26 protein-coding genes are annotated in these 24,089 nt (G+C 64.5%); 16 read left to right on the top strand and 10 right to left on the bottom strand.

Features of this window, described 5'->3' with window-relative positions; translation table 11 throughout:
• Positions 1 to 7 precede the first annotated feature (7 nt).
• The 8 genes from ABLV49_RS19415 to ABLV49_RS19380 all read left to right on the top strand — a co-directional run bounded on the left by ABLV49_RS19415 (position 8) and on the right by ABLV49_RS19380 (position 8,577).
• Positions 8 to 1,231 (top strand): extracellular catalytic domain type 1 short-chain-length polyhydroxyalkanoate depolymerase, encoded by a 1,224-nt coding sequence (locus tag ABLV49_RS19415; protein WP_349279046.1) that lies wholly within the window; start codon positions 8 to 10, stop codon positions 1,229 to 1,231.
• A gap of 184 nt (positions 1,232 to 1,415) precedes the next feature.
• On the top strand, positions 1,416 to 2,513 hold the full coding sequence (locus tag ABLV49_RS19410) for an IS5 family transposase (protein ID WP_349277217.1): 1,098 nt from the start codon (positions 1,416 to 1,418) through the stop codon (positions 2,511 to 2,513).
• A 302-nt stretch (positions 2,514 to 2,815) separates the two neighbouring features.
• Positions 2,816 to 3,286, top strand: a complete 471-nt coding sequence (locus ABLV49_RS19405) for a rhodanese-like domain-containing protein (RefSeq protein ID WP_349279044.1) — start codon at positions 2,816 to 2,818, stop codon at positions 3,284 to 3,286.
• Between the two features lie 48 nt (positions 3,287 to 3,334).
• A complete protein-coding gene (gene epsC / locus ABLV49_RS19400; protein WP_349279042.1) occupies positions 3,335 to 4,276 on the top strand; it encodes a serine O-acetyltransferase EpsC in 942 nt (313 codons plus the stop codon).
• On the top strand, positions 4,273 to 4,545 hold the full coding sequence (locus ABLV49_RS19395) for a helix-turn-helix domain-containing protein (protein WP_349279040.1): 273 nt from the start codon (positions 4,273 to 4,275) through the stop codon (positions 4,543 to 4,545). Before epsC ends, ABLV49_RS19395 begins: the two co-directional genes overlap by 4 nt.
• A gap of 84 nt (positions 4,546 to 4,629) precedes the next feature.
• Positions 4,630 to 5,562 carry a family 2A encapsulin nanocompartment shell protein gene (locus ABLV49_RS19390; RefSeq protein WP_349279038.1) on the top strand — a complete coding sequence of 311 codons (933 nt, stop codon included), beginning with the start codon at positions 4,630 to 4,632 and terminating at the stop codon, positions 5,560 to 5,562.
• Positions 5,563 to 5,637: 75 nt separating this feature from the next.
• A complete protein-coding gene (locus ABLV49_RS19385; RefSeq protein WP_349281813.1) occupies positions 5,638 to 7,605 on the top strand; it encodes a family 2A encapsulin nanocompartment cargo protein cysteine desulfurase in 1,968 nt (655 codons plus the stop codon).
• A 216-nt stretch (positions 7,606 to 7,821) separates the two neighbouring features.
• Positions 7,822 to 8,577 carry a hypothetical protein gene (locus ABLV49_RS19380; RefSeq protein WP_349279036.1) on the top strand — a complete coding sequence of 252 codons (756 nt, stop codon included), beginning with the start codon at positions 7,822 to 7,824 and terminating at the stop codon, positions 8,575 to 8,577.
• Here ABLV49_RS19380 and ABLV49_RS19375 read toward each other — a convergent pair.
• The gene (locus ABLV49_RS19375; protein WP_349279035.1) at positions 8,552 to 9,385 is read right to left on the bottom strand and encodes an FTR1 family iron permease; all 834 of its coding nucleotides are present in this window, start codon (positions 9,383 to 9,385) and stop codon (positions 8,552 to 8,554) included. The two genes, ABLV49_RS19380 and ABLV49_RS19375, sit on opposite strands and share 26 nt — an antisense overlap.
• On the opposite strand from ABLV49_RS19375, the gene ABLV49_RS19370 reads away from it, so the two are divergent.
• Both ABLV49_RS19370 and ABLV49_RS19365 read left to right on the top strand, forming a co-directional pair.
• Positions 9,384 to 9,590 carry a hypothetical protein gene (locus tag ABLV49_RS19370; protein WP_349279034.1) on the top strand — a complete coding sequence of 69 codons (207 nt, stop codon included), beginning with the start codon at positions 9,384 to 9,386 and terminating at the stop codon, positions 9,588 to 9,590. The genes ABLV49_RS19375 and ABLV49_RS19370 overlap by 2 nt on opposite strands.
• A 62-nt stretch (positions 9,591 to 9,652) precedes the next feature.
• The gene (locus ABLV49_RS19365; protein WP_349279032.1) at positions 9,653 to 10,888 is read left to right on the top strand and encodes an RNA-guided endonuclease InsQ/TnpB family protein; all 1,236 of its coding nucleotides are present in this window, start codon (positions 9,653 to 9,655) and stop codon (positions 10,886 to 10,888) included.
• Positions 10,889 to 10,926: 38 nt separating this feature from the next.
• On the opposite strand, the gene ABLV49_RS19360 is transcribed toward ABLV49_RS19365, so the two are convergent.
• Positions 10,927 to 11,256, bottom strand: a complete 330-nt coding sequence (locus tag ABLV49_RS19360; RefSeq protein WP_349279030.1) for a cupredoxin domain-containing protein — start codon at positions 11,254 to 11,256, stop codon at positions 10,927 to 10,929.
• 158 nt (positions 11,257 to 11,414) lie between these two features.
• On the opposite strand from ABLV49_RS19360, the gene ABLV49_RS19355 reads away from it, so the two are divergent.
• Positions 11,415 to 12,512, top strand: a complete 1,098-nt coding sequence (locus ABLV49_RS19355; protein WP_349279028.1) for an NAD(P)-dependent alcohol dehydrogenase — start codon at positions 11,415 to 11,417, stop codon at positions 12,510 to 12,512.
• 33 nt (positions 12,513 to 12,545) lie between these two features.
• Here the strand turns inward: ABLV49_RS19355 and ABLV49_RS19350 are convergent, their stop codons facing one another.
• From ABLV49_RS19350 to dacB, 6 genes are all read right to left on the bottom strand, one after another.
• Positions 12,546 to 12,815, bottom strand: a complete 270-nt coding sequence (locus ABLV49_RS19350) for a DUF3297 family protein (protein ID WP_349279026.1) — start codon at positions 12,813 to 12,815, stop codon at positions 12,546 to 12,548.
• A 73-nt stretch (positions 12,816 to 12,888) separates the two neighbouring features.
• Positions 12,889 to 13,233 (bottom strand): zinc ribbon domain-containing protein YjdM, encoded by a 345-nt coding sequence (locus ABLV49_RS19345; RefSeq protein WP_349279025.1) that lies wholly within the window; start codon positions 13,231 to 13,233, stop codon positions 12,889 to 12,891.
• A 75-nt stretch (positions 13,234 to 13,308) separates the two neighbouring features.
• Positions 13,309 to 14,025 carry an N-formylglutamate amidohydrolase gene (locus tag ABLV49_RS19340; RefSeq protein ID WP_349279023.1) on the bottom strand — a complete coding sequence of 239 codons (717 nt, stop codon included), beginning with the start codon at positions 14,023 to 14,025 and terminating at the stop codon, positions 13,309 to 13,311.
• Positions 14,022 to 14,864: a transglutaminase-like domain-containing protein gene (locus tag ABLV49_RS19335; protein WP_349279021.1), complete on the bottom strand. Its 843-nt coding sequence runs from the start codon at positions 14,862 to 14,864 to the stop codon at positions 14,022 to 14,024. The genes ABLV49_RS19340 and ABLV49_RS19335 overlap by 4 nt, the downstream gene beginning before the upstream one ends.
• Before the next feature lie 263 nt (positions 14,865 to 15,127).
• Positions 15,128 to 15,415: a SemiSWEET family sugar transporter gene (locus tag ABLV49_RS19330; RefSeq protein WP_349279019.1), complete on the bottom strand. Its 288-nt coding sequence runs from the start codon at positions 15,413 to 15,415 to the stop codon at positions 15,128 to 15,130.
• Positions 15,412 to 16,908 (bottom strand): D-alanyl-D-alanine carboxypeptidase/D-alanyl-D-alanine endopeptidase, encoded by a 1,497-nt coding sequence (dacB, locus tag ABLV49_RS19325; RefSeq protein WP_349279017.1) that lies wholly within the window; start codon positions 16,906 to 16,908, stop codon positions 15,412 to 15,414. The genes ABLV49_RS19330 and dacB overlap by 4 nt, the downstream gene beginning before the upstream one ends.
• Positions 16,909 to 17,065: 157 nt before the next feature.
• Here dacB and tsaB point away from each other — a divergent pair, with 157 nt between their 5' ends.
• Genes tsaB through pyrF form a run of 4 tightly spaced genes read left to right on the top strand, consistent with a single transcriptional unit; the run spans position 17,066 to position 20,029 of the window.
• Positions 17,066 to 17,845 carry a tRNA (adenosine(37)-N6)-threonylcarbamoyltransferase complex dimerization subunit type 1 TsaB gene (tsaB, locus tag ABLV49_RS19320; RefSeq protein WP_349279015.1) on the top strand — a complete coding sequence of 260 codons (780 nt, stop codon included), beginning with the start codon at positions 17,066 to 17,068 and terminating at the stop codon, positions 17,843 to 17,845.
• A gap of 11 nt (positions 17,846 to 17,856) precedes the next feature.
• Positions 17,857 to 18,351, top strand: coding sequence for a ribosomal protein S18-alanine N-acetyltransferase (gene rimI / locus ABLV49_RS19315; RefSeq protein WP_349279013.1), 495 nt, complete (start codon positions 17,857 to 17,859; stop codon positions 18,349 to 18,351).
• A 16-nt stretch (positions 18,352 to 18,367) separates the two neighbouring features.
• The gene (locus tag ABLV49_RS19310) at positions 18,368 to 19,159 is read left to right on the top strand and encodes a uracil-DNA glycosylase family protein (protein WP_349279011.1); all 792 of its coding nucleotides are present in this window, start codon (positions 18,368 to 18,370) and stop codon (positions 19,157 to 19,159) included.
• Between the two features lie 24 nt (positions 19,160 to 19,183).
• Positions 19,184 to 20,029, top strand: coding sequence for an orotidine-5'-phosphate decarboxylase (pyrF, locus tag ABLV49_RS19305; protein WP_349279009.1), 846 nt, complete (start codon positions 19,184 to 19,186; stop codon positions 20,027 to 20,029).
• A 55-nt stretch (positions 20,030 to 20,084) separates the two neighbouring features.
• On the opposite strand, the gene ABLV49_RS19300 is transcribed toward pyrF, so the two are convergent.
• Positions 20,085 to 20,729: an NAD(P)-dependent oxidoreductase gene (locus ABLV49_RS19300; RefSeq protein ID WP_349279007.1), complete on the bottom strand. Its 645-nt coding sequence runs from the start codon at positions 20,727 to 20,729 to the stop codon at positions 20,085 to 20,087.
• 113 nt (positions 20,730 to 20,842) lie between these two features.
• On the opposite strand from ABLV49_RS19300, the gene ABLV49_RS19295 reads away from it, so the two are divergent.
• Positions 20,843 to 21,760: a LysR family transcriptional regulator gene (locus tag ABLV49_RS19295; protein ID WP_349279006.1), complete on the top strand. Its 918-nt coding sequence runs from the start codon at positions 20,843 to 20,845 to the stop codon at positions 21,758 to 21,760.
• Between the two features lie 48 nt (positions 21,761 to 21,808).
• Here ABLV49_RS19295 and ABLV49_RS19290 read toward each other — a convergent pair whose 3' ends face one another.
• Positions 21,809 to 23,965 carry a hypothetical protein gene (locus ABLV49_RS19290; protein WP_349279004.1) on the bottom strand — a complete coding sequence of 719 codons (2,157 nt, stop codon included), beginning with the start codon at positions 23,963 to 23,965 and terminating at the stop codon, positions 21,809 to 21,811.
• Positions 23,966 to 24,089 lie beyond the last annotated feature (124 nt).

Raw genomic sequence — 24,089 nt, 5'->3', positions numbered from 1 at the left:
AAACACCATGAACCCGAACCTTGAACGCATCATGTCCGAAGCCTCGCGCCTGGCGCAGGGCGCCATTCAGCAAGCCCTGGCTTCGGCCAGCCAGCGTCATGACGACAGCGGCGCGCCTTCGCTGCGCCTGCTGGCGGCAAGCCCGAAAAACCCCGCCAATCCGATGAACAACCCTGCTTTCCAGAACTCCATGGCCGAGGCCACCCGCCTGATGCGCAGCGGCAACCTGCAGGCGGCCACCGCCGCCATCCAGGCCGCGCTCGGCGGCGCCGCCGTGCCTGCAAGCGTTGACGACGACCTGAACGTCATCGACGTGGAGGCGCATGAAGTCGGCCGCCAGGCGCCGGCGCGGCCACAGCAGGCCCAGACCGTCAAGCCCGGCCCGTCCGGCCAGTTCATCAGCGGCAGCCACACCGAAGGCGCGGCCGGCACGCGCGAGTACAAGCTCTACATTCCGCCGGCCTCCTTTGCCGAGCCGCTGCCGCTGGTCGTGATGCTGCACGGCTGCACGCAGAACCCCGACGACTTCGCCGCCGGCACCAAGATGAACGAGGCGGCGCTCCAGCGCGGTTTCTACGTGCTCTACCCGGCGCAGACGCAGCACGCCAATTCGTCGCGCTGCTGGAACTGGTTCAAGCACAACCACCAAAAGCGCGGCCGGGGCGAGCCGGCGCTGCTGGCCGGCATGACGCGTGACGTGATGAGCCGCTACAACATCGACCCGCAGCGCGTCTATGTGGCGGGTCTGTCGGCCGGCGGCGCGATGGCGGCGATCCTGGGCGACGCCTACCCCGACCTGTTCGCGGCTGTCGGCGTGCATTCGGGCCTGCCGACCGGCTCGGCGACCAATGTGCAGACGGCGCTCAGCGTGATGCAGACCGGCGCCGCACCCGGCGGGCGAACCGCCGCCAGCCCGCCGACCATCGTCTTTCACGGCGACCAGGACGCCACCGTCAACCCGGCCAATGGCGAGCATGTGGTCGCCGCCAGTGCGGGTATTGCCAAGCCCGAGCAGAAGCGCGCGCGCAGCCCCAACGGCCGCGACTACACCCAGCGCATCTACAAACAGGCTGATGGCCGGGTCGTGGCCGAACACTGGGCCGTGCATGGCGCCGGCCACGCCTGGTCGGGCGGCAGTGCGCAGGGTTCGTACACCGATGGAACAGGCCCCGATGCCAGTGAAGAGATGCTGCGCTTCTTCCTGGCGAACACGCTGCCCGCGAAGCATTGAGGGGCCGCATCGCTTGATGCCTGGGCGCCATTCGCAAGACCACCTGTCTTGGTGTGTGTTTTAAAAGTCAGTAATCGCCCTAACAGGCCGCTGAAATACCTCAAATCGAAGTTCGCCGGTTTTCAACCCCACCCGATAATCTGAAGCAGTCCCTTTTCTGACCCGATACCAACCCAGTCCATCCATGCGCGGAGCCGACACCTTCACCGAAAGCCCGTTCACGCTGCATCGCCTGGAAGACTTTGTGCCGGCCGACCATCCGTTGCGCCCGATACGCCAGATGGTCAACGCGGCGCTGGGGAAGATGGACGATTTGTTTGCCGCAATGTATGAGGCGCACAGCAAAGGCGGGCGGCCCAGCATTGCGCCTGAAAAGCTGCTGCGCGCCATGCTTTTGCAGGTTTTCTACAGCATCCGTTCGGAACGCCAGCTCATGGAACAGGTGCAGTACAACCTGCTCTACCGCTGGTTTATCGGGCTGGCGATGGAGGATGCGGTGTGGGTGCCCACGGTGTTCACGAAAAACCGTGAGCGCTTGCTTGAGCATGACGCAGTGATTGAACTGTTCAACCATGTGCTGCAAAGCGCCGACAAGCAAGGCTGGCTCTCGGGCGAGCACTTCAGCGTGGACGGCACCCTTATTCAGGCCTGGGCGAGTCACAAGAGCTTTGTGCGCAAGGACGGCAGCGACGGCGACCAGGGAGACGGCAGCTTCAAGGGGCAGACGCGCTCGAACGAGACGCACGAATCGAGCACTGACGTTGACGCCAGGCTGTACCGCAAGGGCAAGACGGCCAGCGAGCTGCGCTTCATGGGCCACACGCTGAGCGACAACCGCCACGGGTTGATTGCCAGCGCCGTGGTCACTCGGGCAGACGGCTACGCCGAGCGCGAAGCGGCCAAGGTCATGGCGCGCGATGCCCGGCAAGCCCTGCCGGACGCGCAAACCGCCCTCACGCTGGGAGCCGACAAGGGTTACGACGCGCAGGAGTTCATCGAGGCGTGCCTGGCGATGGGCGTCACGCCGCATGTGGCGCAAAACACTTCAGGACGGCGCTCGGCCGTGCCCGATGCGATTGCCCGGACAGACGGTTATGCCGTCTCGCAGCAAAAAAGAAAGCTCATCGAGCAAGGCTTTGGCTGGGCCAAAACGGTAGGAGGGATTCGCCAGGTGATGGTGCGCGGGCTTGAGCGCGTGGACCAGATGTTCGTGCTGACGATGGCTGCTTACAACCTCACGCGTATGCGCACCTTGGGACAAATCCGTCTGCAGGGGCAATAAGTGGATAAAAAAGGCGACAGGAGCGATTCAGGTCGCCAGCCGCAACGTCAAAAGGCACTGTGATTTTCAAATATGAAAAATAATCGCAAAAACAAACCACTTCGAGCCAGTTGCTGCGCCTGCGCAGTCAGTATTTCAGCAGCCTGCTAAAGATGATTTGAGATTTAAGAAACTCGTTTTTATTCTTTTGAGTTTGGACTCCAGTTATTTAAAGTTCATTTCATTGACACCGGCTGCTGGCCATGCCCATCGAAATGGCGGCTGATCCGGGTTTTCCTCAACCAAACTCTTGGAAATGGCGAATGTCCTCTGAAACAACTGAACTGGTTTTTCCTGTGGCGCTTGAAACGGTGCGCGAAGCCGCGCGGCAAGCGGGTCTTTCCTATGCGGGTGGCGTGCCCCCCGGCGTTGCGTGGCAACTGTTTTCTGAAGGCCATGCGCTTCTGGTGGATGTTCGCTCGGGCGAAGAGCGCAAGTTTGTCGGCCATGTGCCGCAAACCCTGCATGTGGCCTGGGCCAGCGGCACCAGCCTGATTCGCAACCCGCGCTTTGTACGCGAGCTTGAGGCCAAAACTGGCGGCAAGGATGCCGTGGTGCTGTTGCTGTGCCGCAGCGGCAAGCGTTCGGCGCTGGCGGCAGAGGCTGCGGCCAAGGCCGGTTTCACGCAGGTCTTCAGCGTGCTGGAAGGCTTTGAAGGCGAGATCGACGAGCAGCAGCATCGCGGCGTGGCCGACGGCTGGCGTTTTCACGGCCTGCCCTGGGTGCAGGACTGAAAAAAGCGGGAATGACTCCGTATCACCCAACTTTTCAGGAAGATCACCTTGGCTGTTTTTGACATTCACGAGATTGTGGGCGCGCTCCATGCGGTGCGGCAGGACTGGCGCGAGTCGCAAAAGCGATCGCGCGAGCCGGGCGGGCGCGAATTTCCATCGCGTGATGCGCTGGCCCAGGTCATTGAGGCACTCAAGGGCGCGTTGTTCCCGATGCGGCTCGGGCCGCTGGACCTGCGCCAGGAAAGTGAAGACATTTATGTCGCCCATACGCTGGACTCGGCGCTGCACCAGCTTTTGGTGCAAATCCGGCTGGAGCTGACCTACAGCGCACGCCATCAGGGGAAAAACGGCGATGCGCTGGAGGCCGAGGCACTGGCTGCCGCGCGCAGTTTTGCTGCGTTGCTGCCAGCCATCCGCAGCCTGCTTGACAGCGACGTTCTGGCGGCCTACCACGGCGACCCGGCTGCGCGCAGCGTGGACGAGGTGCTGCTGTGCTACCCCGGTGTGCTGGCCATGATTCACCACCGCCTGGCGCACCAACTCTATCGGCTGGGCCTGCCCTTGCTGGCACGCATCGTGGCCGAACTGGCGCATGGCCAGACCGGCATCGACATTCATCCGGGCGCACAAATTGGAGCGAGTTTTTTCATCGACCACGGCACGGGCGTGGTCATCGGCGAAACCGCCGTGATCGGCCAGCGCGTGCGGCTGTACCAGGCCGTCACGCTGGGTGCCAAGCGGTTTCCAACCGATGCGGCAGGCAACCTGCAAAAAGGCCTGCCGCGCCATCCGGTGGTCGAAGACGACGTGGTGATTTACGCTGGCGCCACCGTTCTGGGCCGGGTGACCCTGGGCCGCGGCGCCACCATAGGCGGCAATGTGTGGCTGACCTATGACGTGCCCCCGGGGGGCAACGTGACGCAGGCGGTTTCCCGCGAAGCAGGTCTCAGCAACCCCGCCAGCGAGGCAGGGGATCGCCCCCTGGCATGACCCCCACGCTGATCGAGTGTTTTGGCATTGCCCTTCGCCAGTCGCGCGAGGCAAAGGGCTGGTCCCAGGAACAACTGGCAGAGCACTCCAACCTCAACCGGTCCTATGTCGGCGAGATTGAGCGCGGCAGGGCGATTGCATCGTTGGCGACGGTCGAAAAACTCGCTCTGGCCCTGGGCGTCAGCCCGTCTGCGCTGGTCAGTCGCGGCGAAGCGGTCAGTCACTCCAATGTTGTTCGAGGTATCAGGTTGATGGCTATAGCATGTTGAAGCCTGCGCCGTGACCCTAGAAACTCCCTGCCATCGAGCTGTTTAACTTTTTTCGTTTGTTTTCATTTTTTTAGGGAATTTCATATGTCAGCAACAGTGGGCGGAACCACCGCACTTGGAGATAGCGCCGCACGGCAACTTGCCAATGCCACCAAGACCACGGCGCAGCTCGAGACCATCTCGCCGCGCTGGCTCACGCATTTGCTGCAATGGGTGCCGCTGGAAGCCGGTATTTACCGCCTCAACAAGGTCAAGAACCCCGAATCGATCAAGGTCAAATGCACCGCGCGCGAAGAAGAAGGCCAATTGCCACGCACCTTTGTGGACTACGAGGAACATCCGCGCGAATTTTTCCTCAATGCCGTCAGCACCGTGCTCGACGTGCATACCCGCATCTCCGACCTCTACAGCAGCCCGCACGACCAGATCAAGGAGCAGCTGCGCCTGACGATTGAAACGATCAAGGAAAACCAGGAAAGCGAACTCATCAACAACCCCGACTACGGCCTGCTGTCGCAGGTGAGCGAAGAGCAGCGCATTTTTACGCTGACCGGCGCGCCAACGCCCGACGACCTGGACGAGTTGCTGACCAAGGTGTGGAAGGAACCGGCGTTTTTCCTCACGCACCCGCTGGCCATTGCTGCTTTCGGCCGTGAAGCCACGCGCCGTGGTGTGCCGCCACCGACCGTGAGCCTGTTCGGCTCGCAGTTCATCACCTGGCGCGGCATTCCCTTGATTCCTTCGAACAAGGTACCCGTGGCCGACGGCAAGACCAAAATCCTGCTGCTGCGCGTGGGCGACAAGCGCCAGGGCGTGGTCGGGCTGTTCCAGCCGGGCCTGACGGGCGAGCAGGGTCCGGGCCTGTCGGTGCGCTTCATGGGCATCAACAACCACGCCATCGCGTCTTACCTGATCTCGCTGTACTGCTCGCTGGCCGTGCTGACCACCGACGCGCTGGCCGTGCTCGACGATGTCGAGGTGGGCAAGTACCACGATTACGCTGATACCTACAAGTAATCCGACGTGAACACGCCAACTACTTCCCTCGCGCGGGCGCCTGAAGCACCTTTTGACCCGGCGATTCTTGCGCGCATGGCCACGCAGCTGTTTGCCGCCTTGCCGGGTGAGGTAGCTGCACCGGCAGGTCTGCATTCCGCCGGCGGCCTGCCTTCGACACCGCCGGCATCGTTGCCTGGTTTTCCGGCGACGCCACCGGGCGTGCAGGCGCCGCTGCAACTTGCTCCTGCGGGTTCGCCCCTGGCCAGCCCGGCGGGCTTTGGCCCCGGTGTGCCGGGCACCCCGATTCCGCAGGGCCAGATACCGGGCGCCAACTTGATCCCGGCATCCCCTTCGCAGGTGCTGTCGCTGGGAAACCGTGCGCCCGCGCTGCTGCCGCATGCGGTAGCGGGCAACGGCGTGCCCGACAAATTGGTGAGCGCCGTGCCAGCCTACGAACCGCGCCTGGCCGGCGCGACCATCGGCGTGCCTGAAGCGTCCGGGGTGCCTGTGCCGCACGCCGCGCAGAGCCCGGCCGTGAACGATGTTCCGTTCTATTTTCTCGGTGACAAGCACGGCCATCCGTCACCCGGTGGGCGTGATGCCGGGAGCGTACCGGCCGCTGGCGGCAGTCTTGATTCGCTGGCTACCTTGCCGTTTGAGCAGCCGGCTGTTCCCGCCTTGGCCGCGCCTGCCGCGCCGGTCCATGCGCCCGAGGCCACGCCTCGTGAGCCGAAGTTCTATTTCGTCGATTCCGTGGTGCTGCCCAGTGGCTATGTGACGCCGGCCAAAGCAGCGCCGCATGCCGTGGAACCGCTGGCGGGCCGCTCGGCCCATCCGGCTTTCGATGTGCAGGCGGTGCGCCGCGATTTCCCCATCCTGCAGGAGCGCGTCAATGGCCGCCAGCTGGTCTGGTTCGACAACGCCGCCACGACGCACAAGCCGCAGTCGGTGATTGACCGCGTCTCGTATTTCTACGAGCACGAAAATTCCAACATCCACCGCGCCGCCCATGAACTGGCCGCGCGCGCCACCGATGCCTACGAAGGCGCCCGGGAGCGGGTCAGGAAGTTCATCAACGCGTCCGACGTGAATGAAGTAATTTTCGTGCGCGGCACCACCGAGGCCATCAACCTGGTGGCCAAGAGCTGGGGCTGGCAGCATGTCGGGGAGGGCGATGAAATCATCGTCAGCCACCTGGAGCACCATGCCAACATCGTGCCGTGGCAGCAGCTCGCCGCCGCCAAGGGCGCGAAGCTGCGCGTGATTCCGGTCGATGACAGCGGCCAGGTGCTGCTCGATGAGTACGGCAAGCTGCTCAATGACCGCACAAAAATCGTTGCCGTGACCCAGGTGTCCAATGCGCTGGGCACCGTGGTTCCGGTGAAAGAGATCGTGGCCATGGCCCATCGGGCGGGCGCCAGGGCGCTGGTCGATGGCGCGCAGTCGGTCTCGCACATGCGTATCGACGTGCAGGACATCGGCGCGGATTTCTTCGTGTTCTCCGGCCACAAGGTGTTCGGCCCGACCGGCATTGGCGTGGTCTGGGGCAAGCGCGAGGTGCTGGAAAGCATGCCGCCGTGGCAGGGCGGCGGCAACATGATCGCCGACGTGACGTTCGAGAAAACCGTGTTCCAGCCGATTCCGAACAAGTTCGAAGCCGGCACCGGCAACATCGCCGACGCCGTGGGCCTGGGCGCGGCCATCGACTATGTGAGCCGCGTGGGCATCGAGAACATCGCGCGCTATGAGCATGAGTTGCTGTGCTACGGCATGCAGCACCTGGGCGAGATCAAGGGCCTGCGCCTGATCGGCACCGCCAGCGACAAGGCCAGCGTGATGTCTTTTGTGCTGGCGGGTTACACCACCGAGGAAGTGGGCCATGCACTCAACGACGAGGGCATCGCCGTGCGCACCGGCCACCACTGCGCGCAGCCGATTCTGCGGCGGTTCGGGGTCGAAACCACGGTGCGGCCTTCGCTGGCGTTTTACAACACCTTTGGCGAAATTGACCGCCTGGTCGCCGTGGTGAAGCGGCTCGCAGGCCAGAGACGCGCGGCTTAAGGTTTTTTGCGTAGAGGGGTGGCAGGCCAAGTTGGTCTGCCACTACTTTTTATGCTCTATATCGGCTTCTTTTTACTGACAAAAAGGGCATGTTTCTCCAAACCAGTCAGCTCCTGTTCCGAGTCATCTGAACCAGGAAAGTCAGGGCGATGACTGACTTTTAAAACACGGACTTATAGAATGGCGCCCCTGCCATCACTACCTGTCTGCCCCGCCATGAACATCACGGTCAACGAAGAACTGCTTGCCTACATCGACCCGCTGACCCTTGACGAAAACGAAGCCCTGGAGCGCAGCCTGCTGGCCGAGGGCTGCCGCGATGCCTTGGTGCTGTGGGGCGATATGCTGGTCGATGGCCACAACCGCCACCGCATCTGCACCCGGCACGGCATCCCTTTCAACACCGTGCAGAACACCCGCTTCAAGTCCCTGGACGATGTGCATTTGTGGATGATCGACCAGCACCTGGGCCGGCGCAGTGTGTCCGATTTCCAGCGCGGCGTGCTGGCCCTGCGCAAGAAGGACATCCTGACCGCGCGCGTGCAGCCAGCGCCCGGCGAGCTGTCGGCTTCTGTTGCCGAAGCTGTTTCGGGGGATCACAAGCCCGAGCCGGTGCCCACCCGCGACGCCATCGCCAAGTCGGCGCGCATCAGCAACAACACCATCAACCAGATTGAAAAGATCCAGAAGTCGGCCGCGCCCGAACTGGTGGCGGCCGTGAAGTCGGGAACGATTTCGATCAACGCGGCAGCCACCGTGGCATCGCTGCCGTTTGACGCGCAGGTGGCGGCGGTCGCCGGCGGCAAGAAAGAGCTTCAGCAGGCCGCGCGGCAGGTGCGCGAAAGCAAGGCCGTGGCCCGCACCGAGCCCGAATCGCCCGAAGGCGTGATTGCCCGGCTCAGGCAGACCATCACCGAACTCAGCGCCGAGAACGCGGCACTGAAAGCTAGGCTGGCTGGGCTGAATTCCTGATGGGGCCGCGCGAATTCACCCAGCGCATGCCGGCCGTGATGGCCAGCACGACCGCCACGTAAAACACGATCTGCATACCTGCCGGCTGTGCTTCGTAGCCGATCAGTCCGTGCAGCAGGGTGCCGGCCGCCGAGGTCTGCGACAGCAGGCCCGAGGTGTCCCACAACGGTGCGCCAAGGCTGGGCAGCAGATCGGCCTGGATCAGGAAGCGGGCGGCCTGCGAAGCCATGCTGGCGGCCAGCAGCAAGACAAAGACGCCGGTGATCGAGAAAAACCAGCGCAACGGAATGCGCAGCAGTCCCGCGTACAGCAGGCCGCCGACCAGCAGGCCCGCAGCCAGGCCGCTGAGTCCGCCGCCAACGGTGTTGCGCAGCCCGTCTTCGCTGCTGGTGGCCAGGCCGTAGAGAAACAGCACCGTCTCCGAGCCTTCGCGCAGAACGGCGAGGGCCACTACCATGAAGATCACGGAACGCTCGCGGCGGCCGTCATGGATGGCGCGCGCGGTGTTCTTGGCCTGCGCCGCCATTTCGCGGCCATGAATCGACATCCAGATGTTGTGCCAGGCCAGCATGCCCACGGCCAGGATCAGGATGCCGGCATTGAACAATTCCTGGCCCACGCCGCTGGCCATGTCGGAAATCAGCCCCATGCTCGACGCCACCAGCGCCGCGCCCGCGAGCCCGGCCAGTATTCCGGCGGCTATCCAGCGCCCGCGAGAGGCAATCCCGAGCGTGGCGGCGGCCATGATGCTGATGATCAGCGAAGCTTCCAGTGATTCACGAAAAACGATGAGGGCAGCGGCGAACATGGCGGGCTCCTGGGGCTTGGGGGCTTATCAGTTTGAGAGGAAAACCCCGGCCTTCAGGCCGGGGATGGACAGCGTGGACGGCGAAGCCGTCCCTGTATTTGGTTTGCATTTGAATTCTATTTTGGTGCATGATGAATGTATGAAGCGGACAAACATCTATCTGGCCGAACCGTCGGTTGCGAAGCTACAAGAGCTGTCAAAATAAACTGGTCTTTCAGTTGCTGAGTTAATTCGTCGCGCTATCGACGGTTTCTTGAACAAGAAAAAATGAAGCGCCTGCAAGCCTTTAAATTCGAGTTGATGCCAAACGGTGAGCAGCAGCGCGACATGCGCCGCTTCGCCGGGGCGCGCAGGTTTGTCTTTAACCGGGCTTTGAAAATTCAAAAGGCCAACTACGCAGCAGGCGGCAAATTCATCGGTTACGTCGATATGGCGAACCGCCTTCCTGAGTGGAAAAAAGAGTTTGAATGGCTCAAGGAGTCGCCTTCGCAATCCTTGCAACAGTCGCTTAAAGATTCTGAGCGAGCGTTCAAAAACTTCTTTGAAAAACGCGCAGACTTTCCACGTCCCAAAAAGAAAGGCCGTGGCGAAAGTTTCCGTTTCCCGCAAGGCTTCAGGATCGACCAGTCCAACAGCCGCATCTTCTTGCCCAAACTCGGATGGATGCGCTTTCGCAACAGCCGGGACATTCTTGGCACGGCCAAAAACATCACCATCAGTCAGTCGGGCGCAAAGTGGTTTGCCAGCATCCAGACTGAGCGAGAAGTCGAGCAACCTATTCCAGCGGCCACCAGCGCCATCGGCATCGACGTAGGCATAGCCCGCTTTGCCACGATGAGTGACGGCAGTTTTGCCCTGCCGCTGAACAGCTTCAAGAAGCATGAACACAGGCTCAAAAAGTACCAACGGCGCATGAGTCGCAAAGTCAAATTCAGCAAGAACTGGCACAAAGCCAAAAGGAGGGTGCAAAACATCCACACCCGTATCGGCAACGCCCGCAAGGACTTCCTGCACAAGAAGACAAGCGCCATCAGCAAAAATCACGCGATGGTCGTTATCGAAGACTTGCAGGTTGGCAATATGTCCAGGTCGAGCAAAGGCACTACCGAAGCATCGGGGAAAAACGTAGCAGCCAAGTCCGGGCTGAACAAAGCCATCCTCGATCAGGGTTGGTTTGAGTTCCGGCGGCAACTGGAGTACAAGCTCGCTTGGAACGGCGGCATTCTCATTGCCGTTCCAGCGCACTACACCAGCCAGACCTGTCCGTGCTGCGGGCACATAGCCAAGGCAAACCGCCAAACGCAAGCGAAGTTTGAATGCGTCGATTGCGGCTACCAGAACCACGCCGATGTCGTCGGCGCAATGAACATATTGGCGCGGGGATACCGCGTTGCAGCCTGTGGAGAGGACGGCTCTGGCCTTGTGCGCAAGCACAAGACGAAACCAGCCTCGGTGAAGCAGGAACCCACCGAAGTGACTATGCACGAAGAAACTCATGCGTAGCACCGTAGGAATCCCCTTCCTTTAGGGAGGGGAGGATGTCAATTGACGACGATGGTGCCTTGCGCGGCGGCATCGTTCTCGTGGTATTCCTCGACGAACGGATAGCGGCCAGGCTTCAAGGGGCCAATGTTGATCGTGCCGGTGGAGTTGCCCGCAATGACTTTCTCGCGGCCCAGCGGCTTGCTTTCAAACTCCGCGGGGGTGGCATCCTTGTTCACCACCAGCAGCTTGATTTTTTTCCCGGCGGGGAGGGTGATTTCCTTGGGCTCGAAGGCGTGATCCTTGATCGTCAGTGTGAATTCATCGACGGCGGCAAAAGCAGTGGTTGCAGCAAACGACAACAGGGCAATGGACAGCAGGCGTTTCATTTTGACTTCCCAAATTTAATGATAATGGTTCTCATTATAAATGGCGAGTTCGTGAAAGCGTTGACCTTGATCAATATGCGGTCGGGTGCGCCACCTGCCCGGCGGCCATGCGCGATAGACTGGGTTCACGAGCCCCGCCCGCAACCCAAGGAGTGTCCATGTCCGCCATGATGAAAGCCGCCGTGTTTGTCGAGCCCGGCCGCATCGAGATTGCCGATAAGCGCATCCCGGATGTCGGCCCCAACGATGCCCTGGTGCGCATCACCACCACCACCATCTGCGGCACCGACGTCCACATTCTCAAGGGCGAGTACCCCGTCGCCAAGGGGCTGACGATTGGCCACGAGCCCGTGGGCGTGATCGAAAAGCTCGGTAGCGCGGTGCAGGGCTACAGCGAAGGCCAGCGCGTGATTGCCGGCGCCATCTGCCCCAACTTCAATTCCTACGCCGCCCAGGACGGCGCGCCTTCGCAGGACGGCAGCTACCTGATTCCCCTGGGGCTGTGCGGCTGCCACGGCTACAAGGCCACCGCCGGCTGGCGCTTTGGCAACCTGATCGACGGCACGCAGGCCGAGTACGTGCTGGTGCCCGACGCCCAGGCCAATCTGGCGCCGATTCCCGACGGCCTGAGTGACGAGCAGGTGCTGATGTGCCCGGACATCATGTCCACCGGCTTCAAGGGCGCGGAAAACGCCAACATCCGAATCGGCGACACCGTGGTGGTGTTCGCCCAGGGGCCGATTGGACTGTGCGCCACCGCTGGCGCCCGGCTGCTGGGCGCCAGCACCATCATCACCGTCGATGGCAACGACCACCGCCTTAGCATTTCGAAAAAAATGGGTGCCGACGTGACGCTCAACTTCAACAACTGCGACGTGGTCGATGAAATCATGAAGCTCACCGGCGGCCGGGGCGCCGATTCGTCGATTGAGGCGCTCGGCACGCAGGCCACCTTCGAGTCGGCGCTGCGCGTGCTCAAGCCCGGCGGCACGCTGTCCAGCCTGGGCGTGTATTCGAGCGACCTGAAAATCCCCCTGTCCGCCTTCGCCGCCGGACTGGGCGACCACACCATCAGGACTGCGCTATGCCCCGGCGGCAAGGAACGCATGCGCCGGTTGATGAATGTGGTGGCATCCGGCCGCATCGACCTGGGCGTGATGGTCACGCACCAGTACAAGCTGGAGAACATCGTCGCCGCCTACGAGCTGTTTTCACACCAGCGCGACGGGGTGCTCAAGATCGCGATCAAGCCGTGAGCCGGGTTGAAAGAATCAGCCTGCGAGGAGCGGCTAAGGGGCTGAACTTGCACCGTCGCGGTAAAACGCTTCGACCTGGCCTTTGAGCTTGATCAGCAGCGGGCGGCCCTTGCGGTCCAGCGTCTTGCCGGCGGCCACCTTGATCCAGCCTTCGCTGATGCAGTATTCCTCGACATTCAGGCGCTCCTTGCCGTTCAGCAGAATCCCCACGTCACGCTCGAACACGGCGGCGACGTGATGGGGGCTGCGCGGGTCAACGGACAGGCGGTCGGGCAGGGCGGGGAGTGAAGTGGCTTCGTTCATGGGTATCTTTGTGAGTTAACGCGAATAGCGCGAATGGGGGTCGATTTTCCATGATCCGGAACTTGTCCCCGTCTCAAACCTTTTTCAGGAAGCAGGCCTTGAGCATGAAGCTGCCGGCGTCCATCTTGCAGTCCACTTCGTGGTCGCCGCCGACCAGGCGGATGCTCTTGACCTTGGTGCCCATCTTGAGCGTGGTCGATGAACCCTTGACCTTCAGATCCTTGATCAGCACCACGGCGTCGCCGTCGGCCAGCACGTTGCCGTTGGAATCCTTGACCACTGCCTCGCCGCTGTCGTCGGCGTCAAGGGCGGCTGCGGCCATGGGCCACTCGTGGCCGCAATCGGCGCAGACGTAGTTTTCACCGTCCGGGTAGGTGTTTTCCATCGTGCATTGGGGGCAGGCGGGGGCTGTGGTCATTGGGTTGCTCGATTCGCGGAAAGTTTTGATGGGTTCCGAGTATCCGCCATGGCCGAAGCCGGGCGCCGCCTGCCTTCACCGTCCCGCCGGCGCCAGCGCATCGGCCAGCGCCTGCGTGATGTCGGCGCGCAGCGCGGCCCACGCCACGCCGCCCTCGATGACAAAGCGCTGGTTCACCTCCAGTTCAATGCCGACATACTGCTCAGGCGCATGGCGCTTGCGCAGCAGCGCGGTCAGGCCGTCGCCCTTACCTTCGTACGGGTAGTTGCGGCGCAGCTTGAGTTCGGGCCGGCGCTGCTTCAATGCGCCCAGCCAGCGCGACGCCAGGACGCCTTCGCCGGCGCGCCTCGGGTCATACAGCCAGGCCACGTCGGCCTGCCGCACCACGCCATGGAGTTCGGGCGTGAAACTGTGCGACGCGACATGCAGCACGCGCTGGCCTGCGGCAATCCGGCGGGCGACTTCCGTTTCCACCGCGTCGCGGTGCGGCCGGTAATAGCGTGCCGCGATGTCGCTCCGGGTCGAACGCGCCAGGCTGCGCGTCGCTTCCGAATGCAGTTGCCGGTGGCCTATCGAGCGGTTCAGGTCGATCAGCAAGCGGGTCGTGGTGGCCGCGAACAGCGGCGCATCCAGCGCCTGGGCCATCTGCTGCGCGAGTTCCAGCGCACCCGGATCCCAGCCGCGATGCGTCTCCAGCAGGGCTTCATGGTCCGCGAACAGGGGCGCGTAGTCCGCCGGCACCTCGTGCCCGCCGTGCTCGCAGGTGATGATGAGCACGTCGCCGGGATTCACACCGTCTGCACCGCGTTGCCGTACACATCGACCTCGTAGGTCGTGACCTCGAATTTCTTCAGCGTGTTCGGGCCAAAGCACATCGAGATCGGCACGTCGCCGGCATCGCGGCCGCGCGCCATCACCACGCGCCCGATGCGCGGCGTGTTGTGGCGCGCGTCAAAGGTGTACCAGCGGCCGCCCAGAAACACCTCGAACCAGGCGCTGAAGTCCATCGGGTAAGGCACGGGGGGAATGCCGATGTCACCCAGGTAGCCGGTGCAGTAGCGGGCCGGAATGTTCATGCAGCGGCACAGCGTGACCGCCAGGTGCGTGAAGTCGCGGCACACGCCGGTCCCTTCGCGCCAGCCTTCGACGGCGGTGCGCGTGGCGCGGGCCGCGCTGTAGTCGAAGCGGATGTGCTGGTGCACGAAGTCGCAGATCGCCTGCACCCGCGCCCAGCCCGGCGGCGTCTGCCCGAACTGGTTCCAGGCGAACTGCAGCAGTTCGCTGTCCACCTCGCAGTAGCGGCTGGGCAGCAAAAACTGCAGCGTTGCGGGCGGAAGCTCGGTCGGGTCATGCTGCCATGCCGCCAGGTTCACCTCGTCAGGCAAGCCCGAGTCGCGAATGACCGACGCGCTGTGAAAGCGCACCTCGCTGACACCGGCCAGCGCATTGACCCGCCCGCACTGGTTGCCGAAGGCGTCCAGGTATTCGTCCACCCGCAGGGCGGGTTCGACCATGACGACCTCCGGCGCCATCAGGTCATCGCGCCGCGACGGATGCACATGCAGCACATAGATGAGCGCCATGGGCGAGGTGATGGCAAGCTGGATGTCGAAACCGATTTTGATATACATAGGATGTGCGCAGCCAGAAAAGTGGTTGGGGCGTAAAGGCATGTTCCCGGTTCAGCCGGGTTCATTGCCTTAAATGTGCGGGTCGGCGCGTGACGGCGCTATCGTCGCTGGCGCCGTGCAGGCGTCAGAAACAGGAGATTGTTGGGGTGGGAAAACCCTAGGTGGCGGAAAAATGCCGCAACCGCTTCCGCATTCAGCCATTTCCGGTGTTTGACACGGAAAGCGGACACGCATGAATCGTGCCCCAAGCCTGTTCGGGCGCGTTATTTGGCTGCGGATCGCCGCGGGCCCGGTGGCCGGCCATACGCCAGCTTCATGCCCAGGATCATCAAGGCCAGCGCCAGCGTGAGGGTGTTGGCGATCACCATCGGCCAGGCGCCCAGCAGCAGGCCATAGGCCAGCCACAGCGCCACGCCGACAGTGAACGCGCTGTACATCTGCAGCGAGACGCCGCTGACATCGCGGGTCTTGAAGCTGAGCCAGGCCTGCGGCACGAAGCTCGCGGTGGTCAGGCATGCGGCCAGCGAGCCGATGAGGTCGGTCAGGTTCACCGGCTGCCTTCCTTCACGGCCCAGTCCACCAGCGCTTCGAGCGCCGGCCGCGCCGCCGGTGCGTTGGCGTGGTTGACGATGCCGACCACCACCAGCCGCCGGCCGCTGGGCGTGTGCACATAGCCCGCCAGCGCGGTGGCGTCGCGTAAAGTGCCCGATTTCAGGTGCGCCCAGCCCTGCGAGACTTGCGACCGGCTGCGCTTCAAGGTGCCATCGACGCCGCTGATCGGCAGCGAGGCCATCAGCTCGGGCATGGCGCCCGAGACATAGGCGGTCTGCAGCATGCGCGCCAGGCCCTGCGGCGTGACGCGTTCCAGCCGCGACAGGCCCGAACCGTTGTCCAGCACCGGCATGTCCGGGGCGTTGCCCGGCCCGCCGTTCTGCGCACCAAAACGGCCCTGCCACCAGCCGCGCACCGCCTCGCGCGAGGCCTCGTTGCTGGCGCCGCCCGGCCGCTGCAGGCTGAGCGTCAGGAACAGCTGCTGTGCCATCACGTTGTTGCTGAACTTGTTGATGTCGCGGATGATTTCGGCCAGCGTTGCCGATTCCATCTCGAACGCCGGCGCCAGGCCGGGCGGGGCCGCGCCATCCTTGACCCGTCCGCCCAGCGCGCCGCCCATTTCCTGCCACAGGCCGGCAATCGCCCGCTGCGCATAGCTGGCCGGGTCGGGGTAGGCGATGGCCCAGACCTTCTCGCCGCAGGCCGCCGGGTAGCTGCCGGTAAAGACCATGCGCAACGGGTCGGCAAAGTCGGGCTGGAGCTGCGCCCGGTAGTCGCCGCATTCGCTCAAGGTGGCGCGGCCGTTGCTTCCCGCCGACAGCGGCACGCTGGCCTGCATCTGCACGCCGGCGAGCGGCGGGTCGTAGCTGATGCTGGTGCTGCCGCTGCCCGGATTCGGCGAAAAGGTCATCACCACCGACTTGTAGTTGAGCAGCAGCGCATCGGGCTGCACGTTGTATGGGCGCAGCGCCTCGCCGTCGAAGTCGCCGGGGTTTTGCGTTGACGCGGCAAAGGCGCTGCGGTCGAGCAGGATGTCGCCAGTGATGGTCTTGATGCCCAGGCCCTGCACCCGGCGCAGCAGCAGCCACAGTCGCTCCATCACCAGCTTGGGGTCGCCCCGGCCCTGGATGATGAGGTTGCCGGTCAGCACGCCATTGGCCACCGGGCCGTCGGCATAGACCGGCGTGCTCCAGGTGTAGGCCGGGCCGAGCAGTTCCAGCCCGGCATAGGTTGTGACCAGCTTCATGACCGAGGCCGGGTTCATGGCGCTGCCGGCGCGGTAGCTGAGCAGCGGCGCGGTTTTGCCGTTGATCGCCGGCGCGGCATCGACGACCACGGCGGCGAAGGCCTCGCGCGGCACCCTGGCGCGCGCCAGCAGGGCATCGACCTCGGGCGGCAGGGCCTGGGCGCCGGCGGCCAGGCTGGCCAACGCTGCCAGCAGGCCGGCGGCCAGGCGCGCGGTGAATCGGGTCGGGAAGGGGTTGAAAAGCATGCGGCAATTATCGGTTGCAGGCCGGGCGCGCTGGCAGGCCGGATAATCGCTGGATGCGTGACGCCGACCGCTTGCGGGCTGGCGCGGCATGCCGATTGAATGACTATGATTTTGATAGCTGCTTGCGCTTGATCAGCATGCGTAAAAGCCTTATTTGATGCCTAAACCTCTTAAATTCCTCGCGTTTGACACCAGCACCGACCGCATGTCGGTCGCCGTGACCGACGGCGCGCGCGTCTGGCAGCACAGCGGCCCGGGCGGCGCGCAGGCCTCGACCACCTTGATCCCGGCGATTCTGGCGCTGCTGGCCGAGTCCGGCATGGGCTTGGGCGAGATGGAGGCGATTGCCTTTGGCCGAGGGCCGGGTTCGTTCACCGGCCTGCGCACGGCCTGCGCGGTGGCGCAGGGCCTGGCCTTCGGCGCCAACCACGGCGCGGGCATTCCGGTGCTGCCGGTTGACACGCTGATGGCCGTCGCCGAAGAGGCGCGCTTCCAGCAGGCCGGGGCTGTGGCTGCGGGCGATGCGCCTTTCACCATCACCGCGCTGCTCGATGCCCGCATGGACGAGATGTATGTGCAGAGCTATGAATTCAGGAGCGGCGGGTACATGTCCATCAAGGACTGCGAGTTGATTCGGCCCGAAAACCTGGTGCCCGGGGCGTCGGCGCGGCTGCTGGCCGGCAATGTGTTCGGCGTCTATGCCGGCCGTCTGCCCGCAGGCCTGGCCGCGCTGCCCTGCGTTGAAGCGTTTCCGACCGCCACCGCGCTGCTGCGGCTGGCGCCCGCGCTGGCCGCCGCCGGGCAGTGCATGGATGCGGCCCTGGCCCTGCCGCTGTATGTGCGCGACAAGGTCGCCCAGACCACCGACGAGCGCGCGCAACTCAAGGCGGACGCCCAGGCCGCCCTTGCCGCGCCGGTTATCCCGCTTCAAACCTGACGGACAGCCTTATGAATGCAGCTTTCCAGCCCCTTGAAGCCCGCTTTGAATCCATGACGCCCGACTGGCTGCCGGCGGTGCTGCGGGTCGAGCACAGCGCCTACCCGCAACCGTGGAGCGAGCGCAATTTCCTGGACTCGCTGCAGGCCGGCTACCAGGCGCAACTGCTGACGGCGGGCAGTGCGCAAAGTCCCGAGCTGCTGGGTTATTTTGTCGCCATGAAGGGCGTGGACGAGGTGCATCTGCTCAACATCACGGTGACGCCGGCCTGGCAGCGCCAGGGCTGGGCGCTGGTGATGCTCGACGCGCTGGGCGTCTGGTCGCGCGGGCAGGGCGCGCTGTGGCTGTGGCTGGAAGTGCGGGTCAGCAACGCGCGCGCGCGGTCGGTTTACGAAAGCCACGGCTTTCGCCATGTCGGCACGCGCCGCAACTATTACCCGGCCAGCGCGGCATCGCCCCGGGGCGAGGATGCCATCGTCATGAGCCTGGCCCTGTCAGTTTTTTGATGAAAAGTCTCCCACCATGAGTATGAACCTCGACCCACGCCAGCGCGCCATGCTGCGCGAAATGGGGGTGCGTGTCTGGCAGCCGCTGGCGCCGGTTGCTGAAATCCAGGTTGCTACTGAAGTCATAGCTGCTCATGCAGGCGCAGCAAGCGCAAATGACCAGTTTGATCAACATTTTGAGGAAAAAAAGGCCGTTGCCGCGCCCGCCGCGCCCGCCGTCAGGCGCGATGCGGCGCCGGCCCGGCCTGCCAGCCCGCCACCGCTTGCGCCGAATCCTGCGGCGCCTTCCGAAGCCGCCCCTGCCGCCGGCGCGCAGCCCTGCTGGCGCGTCGGCCAAGCGCAGTTGCTGTATGCCGAAACCGCGAAGGCCGGCGGCGCGCGCTGGCTGGTGCTGGCCCAGACCCCGTCGGCCGCGCTGCAGGCGCCGGTGTTTGACGGCGATGCCGGCCGCCTGTTAGATAACATGCTGCGCGCCGCCCGGCTGAACCGGGACGCCGGCGCGGTGCTGTTCGCGCCGCTGGTGCGCCAGGCGGTCTCGGGCGCGATGGACGAGTTGCCGGCCGCGCTGCTGGCGCTGGTCGAGCAGGCGCGGCCCGACGTGGTGCTGGTCATGGGCCGGCTGGCGGCGCAGGCGCTGCTGCAGTCCGGCGAGCCCTTCGGCAAGCTGCGCGGCCGGCCGCATGCGCTGCATGGCCGACAAACCGTCGTCACCCATGACGCGCCCTATCTGCTGCGCTGCCCGCAGGACAAGGCCAAGGCCTGGGACGATTTGTGCCTGGCCATGCGCTTGGCGGCGCGCGGGGCCTGAGGTCGGGCTTCTTACAATACGGCCATGACCTTTCTCGACATGCTCGGCGCCGCAGAACGCCAGAACCACTCCATGCTGTGCGTCGGCCTGGACCCCGATCCGGCCAAATTCCCCGGAAAATTCAAGGGCGATGCCAGCAAAATCTACGATTTCTGCGCCGCCATCGTCGATGCGACGGCCGACCTGGTGATTGCCTTCAAGCCGCAAATTGCCTACTTCGCCGCCCACCGCGCCGAGGACCAGTTGGAGCGCCTGATGGCGCACATGCGCCGCGCCGCGCCGCAGGTTCCCGTCATCCTGGATGCCAAGCGCGGCGACATCGGCAGCACCGCCGAGCAGTACGCCATCGAGGCCTTCGAGCGCTACGGCGCCGACGCGGTCACGCTGTCGCCCTTCATGGGCTTTGACTCGGTCACGCCTTATTTGAAGTACGAAGGCAAGGGCGCCTTTTTGCTCTGCCGCACCTCGAATCCGGGCGGCGATGACCTGCAGAACCAGCGCCTGGCGTCGGTCGATGGCCAGCCGCTGCTGTATGAACATATCGCCCGGCTGGCGCAAGGCCCGTGGAACCTCAACGGCCAGCTCGGGCTGGTGGTCGGTGCAACCTATCCGGCCGAGATCGAGCGCGTGCGGGCGGTGGCGCCGACGCTGCCCCTCCTGATTCCCGGCGTGGGCGCGCAGGGCGGCGATGCGGCGGCCACGGTGCGCGCCGGCTGGCGGCCGGGCGCGCCGATCATCGTCAACTCGTCACGGGCGATTATTTATGCCTCGTCAGGCGATGATTTTGCCGAAGTGGCGCGGCGCGAGGCGCTCAGGACGCGCGACGTGCTGCAGGCCGCGCGCACCGATTCCCTGCGCGTGGCGGGTTAAGGGTTAAGGCCGGTTCCGCTGGCCGCACGCCCGTGGCTTGCCAGCCGGTTTTGCCTTAACGCGCCACGGTGAAGCGGCGCTGCAGGTGCCGGGGCTGCTCGATTTCATCGACGATGGCCACGGCCAGGTCGGCGACCGAAATGCCGGCCGGCTGATCGTCCTGGCCGGGCAGCAGGTCGTCGGCGCCCAGCCGGTACTGGCCGGTGCGCTCGCCCGGTGCCAGGGCGATGGGCGGCGAGACGAAGCTCCAGTCCAGCGAACTTTCCGCCTGCAGCCGAGTCAGGAATTCGCGTGCCGCCAGCGCGCCCTGCTTGTACTCGGCCGGAAAACCAGGCGTGTCCACCAGCTGCACGCCGGGCGCCACATACAGGCTGCCGGCGCCGCCGACCACCAGCAGGCGCTTGACGCTAGATTGCTTGACGCCGTCCAGGATGGCCTGGCTGCCCTGCAGGAACAGGTCGTGAATCTGCGGCTCGCTCCAGCCCGGGTTGTAGGCGCTGATCACCGCCTCGTGGCCGGCAACCGCCTGGGCGACCTGCGCCGCATCCATCACGTCTGCCTTCACGATGCTCAAGCCGGGCTGCGCGGCCAGTTTGGCGGGGTTGCGCGCCAGCACGGTGACCTGGTGGCCACGGCCCAGCAGTTCGGGAAGGATGGCCGAGCCGACAAAACCGGTGGCGCCAATCAATGCGATGTTCATGAAAATCTCCTGAAGGTGAAACAAGCCTCCAGTCTGCCTGCTTTCAAATCAAGCGAATAGAGGGCTTTAATCACTATCATCGTGAAGTGTTACTAATGAATGGGTGCAAAGTCATGGATCAACTCAAACGCATGGCGATTTTTGCCGAGGTGGTGGCGGCCGGCTCACTGAGCGCTGCCGCGCGGCAGCTGGGCATGACGCCTTCGGCCGTGAGCCAGCACCTGCGCCAGCTGGAGCAGTCGCTGGGCCTGGCCTTGCTGCACCGCTCGACGCGCAAGCTGGCCCTGACCGAAGCCGGCGAGCGCTACCACGCAGGCTGCGCGGCCATGGTGGCGGCGGCGCGCTCTGCCGAGCAGGCGCTGGCCCGCCTGCGCGACGAGCCCGAGGGCGAATTGCGGCTGGCCGCGCCCATCGGCTTCGGCAGCCTGCTGGCCCGCGCGCTGGCGCCGCTGCGCAGCCACCCGAAGCTGACGCTGCGCCTGCTGCTGGACGACGCGCTGATCGACCTGATCGCCTTGCGCGTGGATGTGGCCCTGCGCGTCGGCCCGCTGGCCGATTCCAGCCTGGTGGCCCGCAAGCTGGGCGGCATGGGGCGCCAGCTGTGCGCATCGCCGGCCTACCTGGCCGAGCGCGGCTGGCCGGCGCAGCCGCAGGATTTGCTGCGCCACGACTGGCTGGGCAGCAAGCCGCACAGCCAGGGTTTTGACATGCTGGAGCTGCACGGCCCGGCTGGCGAAATTGAATCCTTGCGGCTCGAAGGGCGGGTGCAGGCCTCGCAGGCGTCGGCGCTGCATGCGCTGTGCGTGGCGGGCTGGGGAATCGGCATGGGCGTGAGCGAGGACGACCGCAAGGCGCTGGCCGACGGTCGTGTGCTGCCGGTGCTGCCCGGCTGGCGGCTGAGCGACCTGCCGGTGTACGCGGTCACGCTGCGGCGCGGCGAGCAGCCTGCCAAGGTGCGCCATGCCCTGGACCTGCTGGCCGGCTACTTTGGCGGTGAAGCGGCGGGTGCGGTGCCGGCGGCCGCACCCTGATCAGCCCGCCTGCGCAGCAGGGAAAACAGGGAAAAGGGCCTGGCGCCGTCAGTAAGTTCCGTCCAGCGTCAGGCGTGCCGTGAACTTGACCTGCCGGGTGTTGCCTGCCCGCACCGCCCAGTGTGTCCCCCGGTCCGAGACCGTGGCGCTGCCGTCCGCGCTGACCGGCGGGTAGGCGTAGCGCGTTTTGGGCAACAGCCAGACCATCTCATTCAGGCTGCCGGGGTGGCTGGCTTCGAACTCGGACACGCCGATGGTCTCGCGCCGCTCCGTCCACTGGACTTCCCGGCGGGCGGTCATGAAATCGGCCAGTCGCGGCATGGTGTACCACCTGAAGTTTTCCTGGCCCTTGGATTTGGCATAGGCGAGCAGGTTCTGCAGGACATCGGGCCAGACATTGGCGCCGTTGGGGTGCATGTAGATCATGCGTGTGGTGCGCTGGCTGATGGTGAAGTCCACCAGGTCGCGATACCAGTCAATGACCTCCTGCCGGGGCACCTTGTTGGTCTGAAACTCCTCGAAGGTGGCATATTTGCCCGCCGGCGTCACGGGAAAAACCCAGATCCCGGGGTTGAGCAGCTGGCCGTCGCGGTACTGCCGGGTCGGGCCCAGCCCGGTGTGCCCGGCAAAATAGACGCCCACCACGCCCTGCCGCTCCAGGTAGTCCATGGCCCAGGTGGGGTTGTTGCCGACTGGCGGCGAATACTGCCGTACCATCTGCCCCAGATGGCCGTCGGCCAGCGCCTCCAGCTTGTGTGCTGCCGGCAACAGGGCCGGGGGCGTGGCGGGGGGCATCGGCGTGTTCAGGCCCAGGTAAGGCCGCAGCGGATGGCTGACCGCGCGCCGGATCGACTCCAGGTTCTTTTCCAGGTAAGGCAGGAAGGTGCCCTGGTTGCTGTCGCTGGCATTGAGTCCGTAATAGTCGTGGTTCCAGCCGCCATGGCTGCCGATGGCATGCCCCTTGCGGGCAAAGCGCCACAGGATGTCCTGCGCCACCTTGTTGCTGTCCAGGTTCCAGCCCTTGCCGTCGCCGATGGTGACCGCGTCGGGTCCGGCGGTCATGTCGATGGAAAACGGCCCCTCATCGAAGACGCCGAGTTTTTCCAGCGTCAGCGTCGGCTGCTGGGCGGTGAAGGAGTCCAGATGCCAGTTCAGGGTCAGGCCGGGTATGCCCTGGGGCACGGACGACAGGTGCGCCAGCTGCAGCACGTTGTAGCCGAAGTAGTGCAAAAAGCCGTGCATGGGCTGGGCGTCGGTGCGCACCACCTTGAGATAGGTCAGCGGCAGGTTGACGAACAGCACCTGGCCACGGCCCAGCTTGTTCAGCCCGGCCACCAGGCCGGCCTGCGGCGATGTCGCCAGGGTCTTGCCGTTGAAGGCGCCGCCCGTGACAAAGCTGGAGTAATCCAGGTTTCCGAGCAGGTAGCCGCTGTAGGTATCGAGCACGTCCACCGGCGCGGCCGCGCTGCGCAGCATGCCGCCAGGCGGCAGCGGCAGGGCGCTTTCAGGCCGGTAGGCAAGCACCGGCGCGGCATCGCCTGGCACCCGGTCGTCCGGGACATAGGCGATGGATTTACCCGGGGGAACCTGCAACTGGCGCATGGTGCTGCGCATCGCCGTGACCGGCCCGACGACGGTGATTTTTTCACGCAAGTCGTCATACAGCGCGTAATCCACGCCCGCCAGGTCGCTGAGCCGCGATGTCGGAATGGCATAGATCGGCTTTTGCTGGCTGTTCAGCGTGAAGATGCCAAAGTCATACACCAGCATGGTGTTCCCGCCTGCGGTGGTGTAGTCGCGCAGGGCCTGCACCAGTTCGTTGCTGGCGATGGCATGCAGCTGGTCAGGAAGCACCAGGCCGGCATATTTCAGGGCATCGGCGCCCAGCGCCAGGAATTGCCGGTCCGTCACGGCCTGCATGCGCAAGCCCTCTTCCGAGGCCGCGTCCATCCAGGCAGTGACTTGCGCATGCGCCAGGGATTGGCCTTCAGGCACCAGCAGAAGCAGCAGGCCGGGGTCAGCGCCGCCCTCCAGCGCAGGCGGGGCGATGGGCTTGCAGAACCAGGGCCGGTCGGCTCCAGCGTCGATGCACGCACTGCGTTCAATGCAGCCTGACAGGCTGGCTGCCAGCAACACCATTAAAAAGCAGAGCCGAAGGCCGTGGGCCGACAGCGAACGAAACCGTGAACATGGGATTTTTTGCATCGTAAAGACAGGGTGCTGTCGTCTCCACAGACGCTCCGTGAACATCTTAAATAGCCGGGCATGTCCACCGGGCGTGATGACACATGGCTTTACACGTTAAACCTGCGGGTACAGCATTTGTGTG

Origin of the sequence: Polaromonas hydrogenivorans (assembly GCF_040105105.1) — a bacterium.
GTDB lineage: Bacteria > Pseudomonadota > Gammaproteobacteria > Burkholderiales > Burkholderiaceae_C > Polaromonas > Polaromonas hydrogenivorans.
The sequence above is the reverse complement of the archived record's forward strand: the minus strand, read 5'-3'. Positions and strand labels throughout refer to the sequence as shown.

What these genes read in the sequence shown, in the direction of transcription:
- ABLV49_RS19370 (WP_349279034.1), top strand. Translation starts at nt 9,384, where the DNA reads ATGGCGGGCTCCTGGGGCTTGGGGGCTTATCAGTTTGAGAGGAAAACC.
- tsaB (WP_349279015.1), top strand. Translation starts at nt 17,066, where the DNA reads ATGCCTAAACCTCTTAAATTCCTCGCGTTTGACACCAGCACCGACCGC.
- ABLV49_RS19290 (WP_349279004.1), bottom strand. Translation starts at nt 23,965, where the DNA reads ATGCAAAAAATCCCATGTTCACGGTTTCGTTCGCTGTCGGCCCACGGC.
- ABLV49_RS19415 (WP_349279046.1), top strand. Translation starts at nt 8, where the DNA reads ATGAACCCGAACCTTGAACGCATCATGTCCGAAGCCTCGCGCCTGGCG.
- ABLV49_RS19365 (WP_349279032.1), top strand. Translation starts at nt 9,653, where the DNA reads ATGAAGCGCCTGCAAGCCTTTAAATTCGAGTTGATGCCAAACGGTGAG.
- rimI (WP_349279013.1), top strand. Translation starts at nt 17,857, where the DNA reads ATGAATGCAGCTTTCCAGCCCCTTGAAGCCCGCTTTGAATCCATGACG.
- ABLV49_RS19380 (WP_349279036.1), top strand. Translation starts at nt 7,822, where the DNA reads ATGAACATCACGGTCAACGAAGAACTGCTTGCCTACATCGACCCGCTG.
- ABLV49_RS19410 (WP_349277217.1), top strand. Translation starts at nt 1,416, where the DNA reads ATGCGCGGAGCCGACACCTTCACCGAAAGCCCGTTCACGCTGCATCGC.
- ABLV49_RS19300 (WP_349279007.1), bottom strand. Translation starts at nt 20,729, where the DNA reads ATGAACATCGCATTGATTGGCGCCACCGGTTTTGTCGGCTCGGCCATC.
- pyrF (WP_349279009.1), top strand. Translation starts at nt 19,184, where the DNA reads ATGACCTTTCTCGACATGCTCGGCGCCGCAGAACGCCAGAACCACTCC.
- ABLV49_RS19335 (WP_349279021.1), bottom strand. Translation starts at nt 14,864, where the DNA reads ATGTATATCAAAATCGGTTTCGACATCCAGCTTGCCATCACCTCGCCC.
- ABLV49_RS19395 (WP_349279040.1), top strand. Translation starts at nt 4,273, where the DNA reads ATGACCCCCACGCTGATCGAGTGTTTTGGCATTGCCCTTCGCCAGTCG.
- ABLV49_RS19390 (WP_349279038.1), top strand. Translation starts at nt 4,630, where the DNA reads ATGTCAGCAACAGTGGGCGGAACCACCGCACTTGGAGATAGCGCCGCA.
- ABLV49_RS19310 (WP_349279011.1), top strand. Translation starts at nt 18,368, where the DNA reads ATGAGTATGAACCTCGACCCACGCCAGCGCGCCATGCTGCGCGAAATG.
- ABLV49_RS19295 (WP_349279006.1), top strand. Translation starts at nt 20,843, where the DNA reads ATGGATCAACTCAAACGCATGGCGATTTTTGCCGAGGTGGTGGCGGCC.
- ABLV49_RS19405 (WP_349279044.1), top strand. Translation starts at nt 2,816, where the DNA reads ATGTCCTCTGAAACAACTGAACTGGTTTTTCCTGTGGCGCTTGAAACG.
- ABLV49_RS19385 (WP_349281813.1), top strand. Translation starts at nt 5,638, where the DNA reads ATGGCCACGCAGCTGTTTGCCGCCTTGCCGGGTGAGGTAGCTGCACCG.
- ABLV49_RS19345 (WP_349279025.1), bottom strand. Translation starts at nt 13,233, where the DNA reads ATGACCACAGCCCCCGCCTGCCCCCAATGCACGATGGAAAACACCTAC.
- dacB (WP_349279017.1), bottom strand. Translation starts at nt 16,908, where the DNA reads ATGCTTTTCAACCCCTTCCCGACCCGATTCACCGCGCGCCTGGCCGCC.
- ABLV49_RS19375 (WP_349279035.1), bottom strand. Translation starts at nt 9,385, where the DNA reads ATGTTCGCCGCTGCCCTCATCGTTTTTCGTGAATCACTGGAAGCTTCG.
- ABLV49_RS19355 (WP_349279028.1), top strand. Translation starts at nt 11,415, where the DNA reads ATGTCCGCCATGATGAAAGCCGCCGTGTTTGTCGAGCCCGGCCGCATC.
- ABLV49_RS19350 (WP_349279026.1), bottom strand. Translation starts at nt 12,815, where the DNA reads ATGAACGAAGCCACTTCACTCCCCGCCCTGCCCGACCGCCTGTCCGTT.
- ABLV49_RS19360 (WP_349279030.1), bottom strand. Translation starts at nt 11,256, where the DNA reads ATGAAACGCCTGCTGTCCATTGCCCTGTTGTCGTTTGCTGCAACCACT.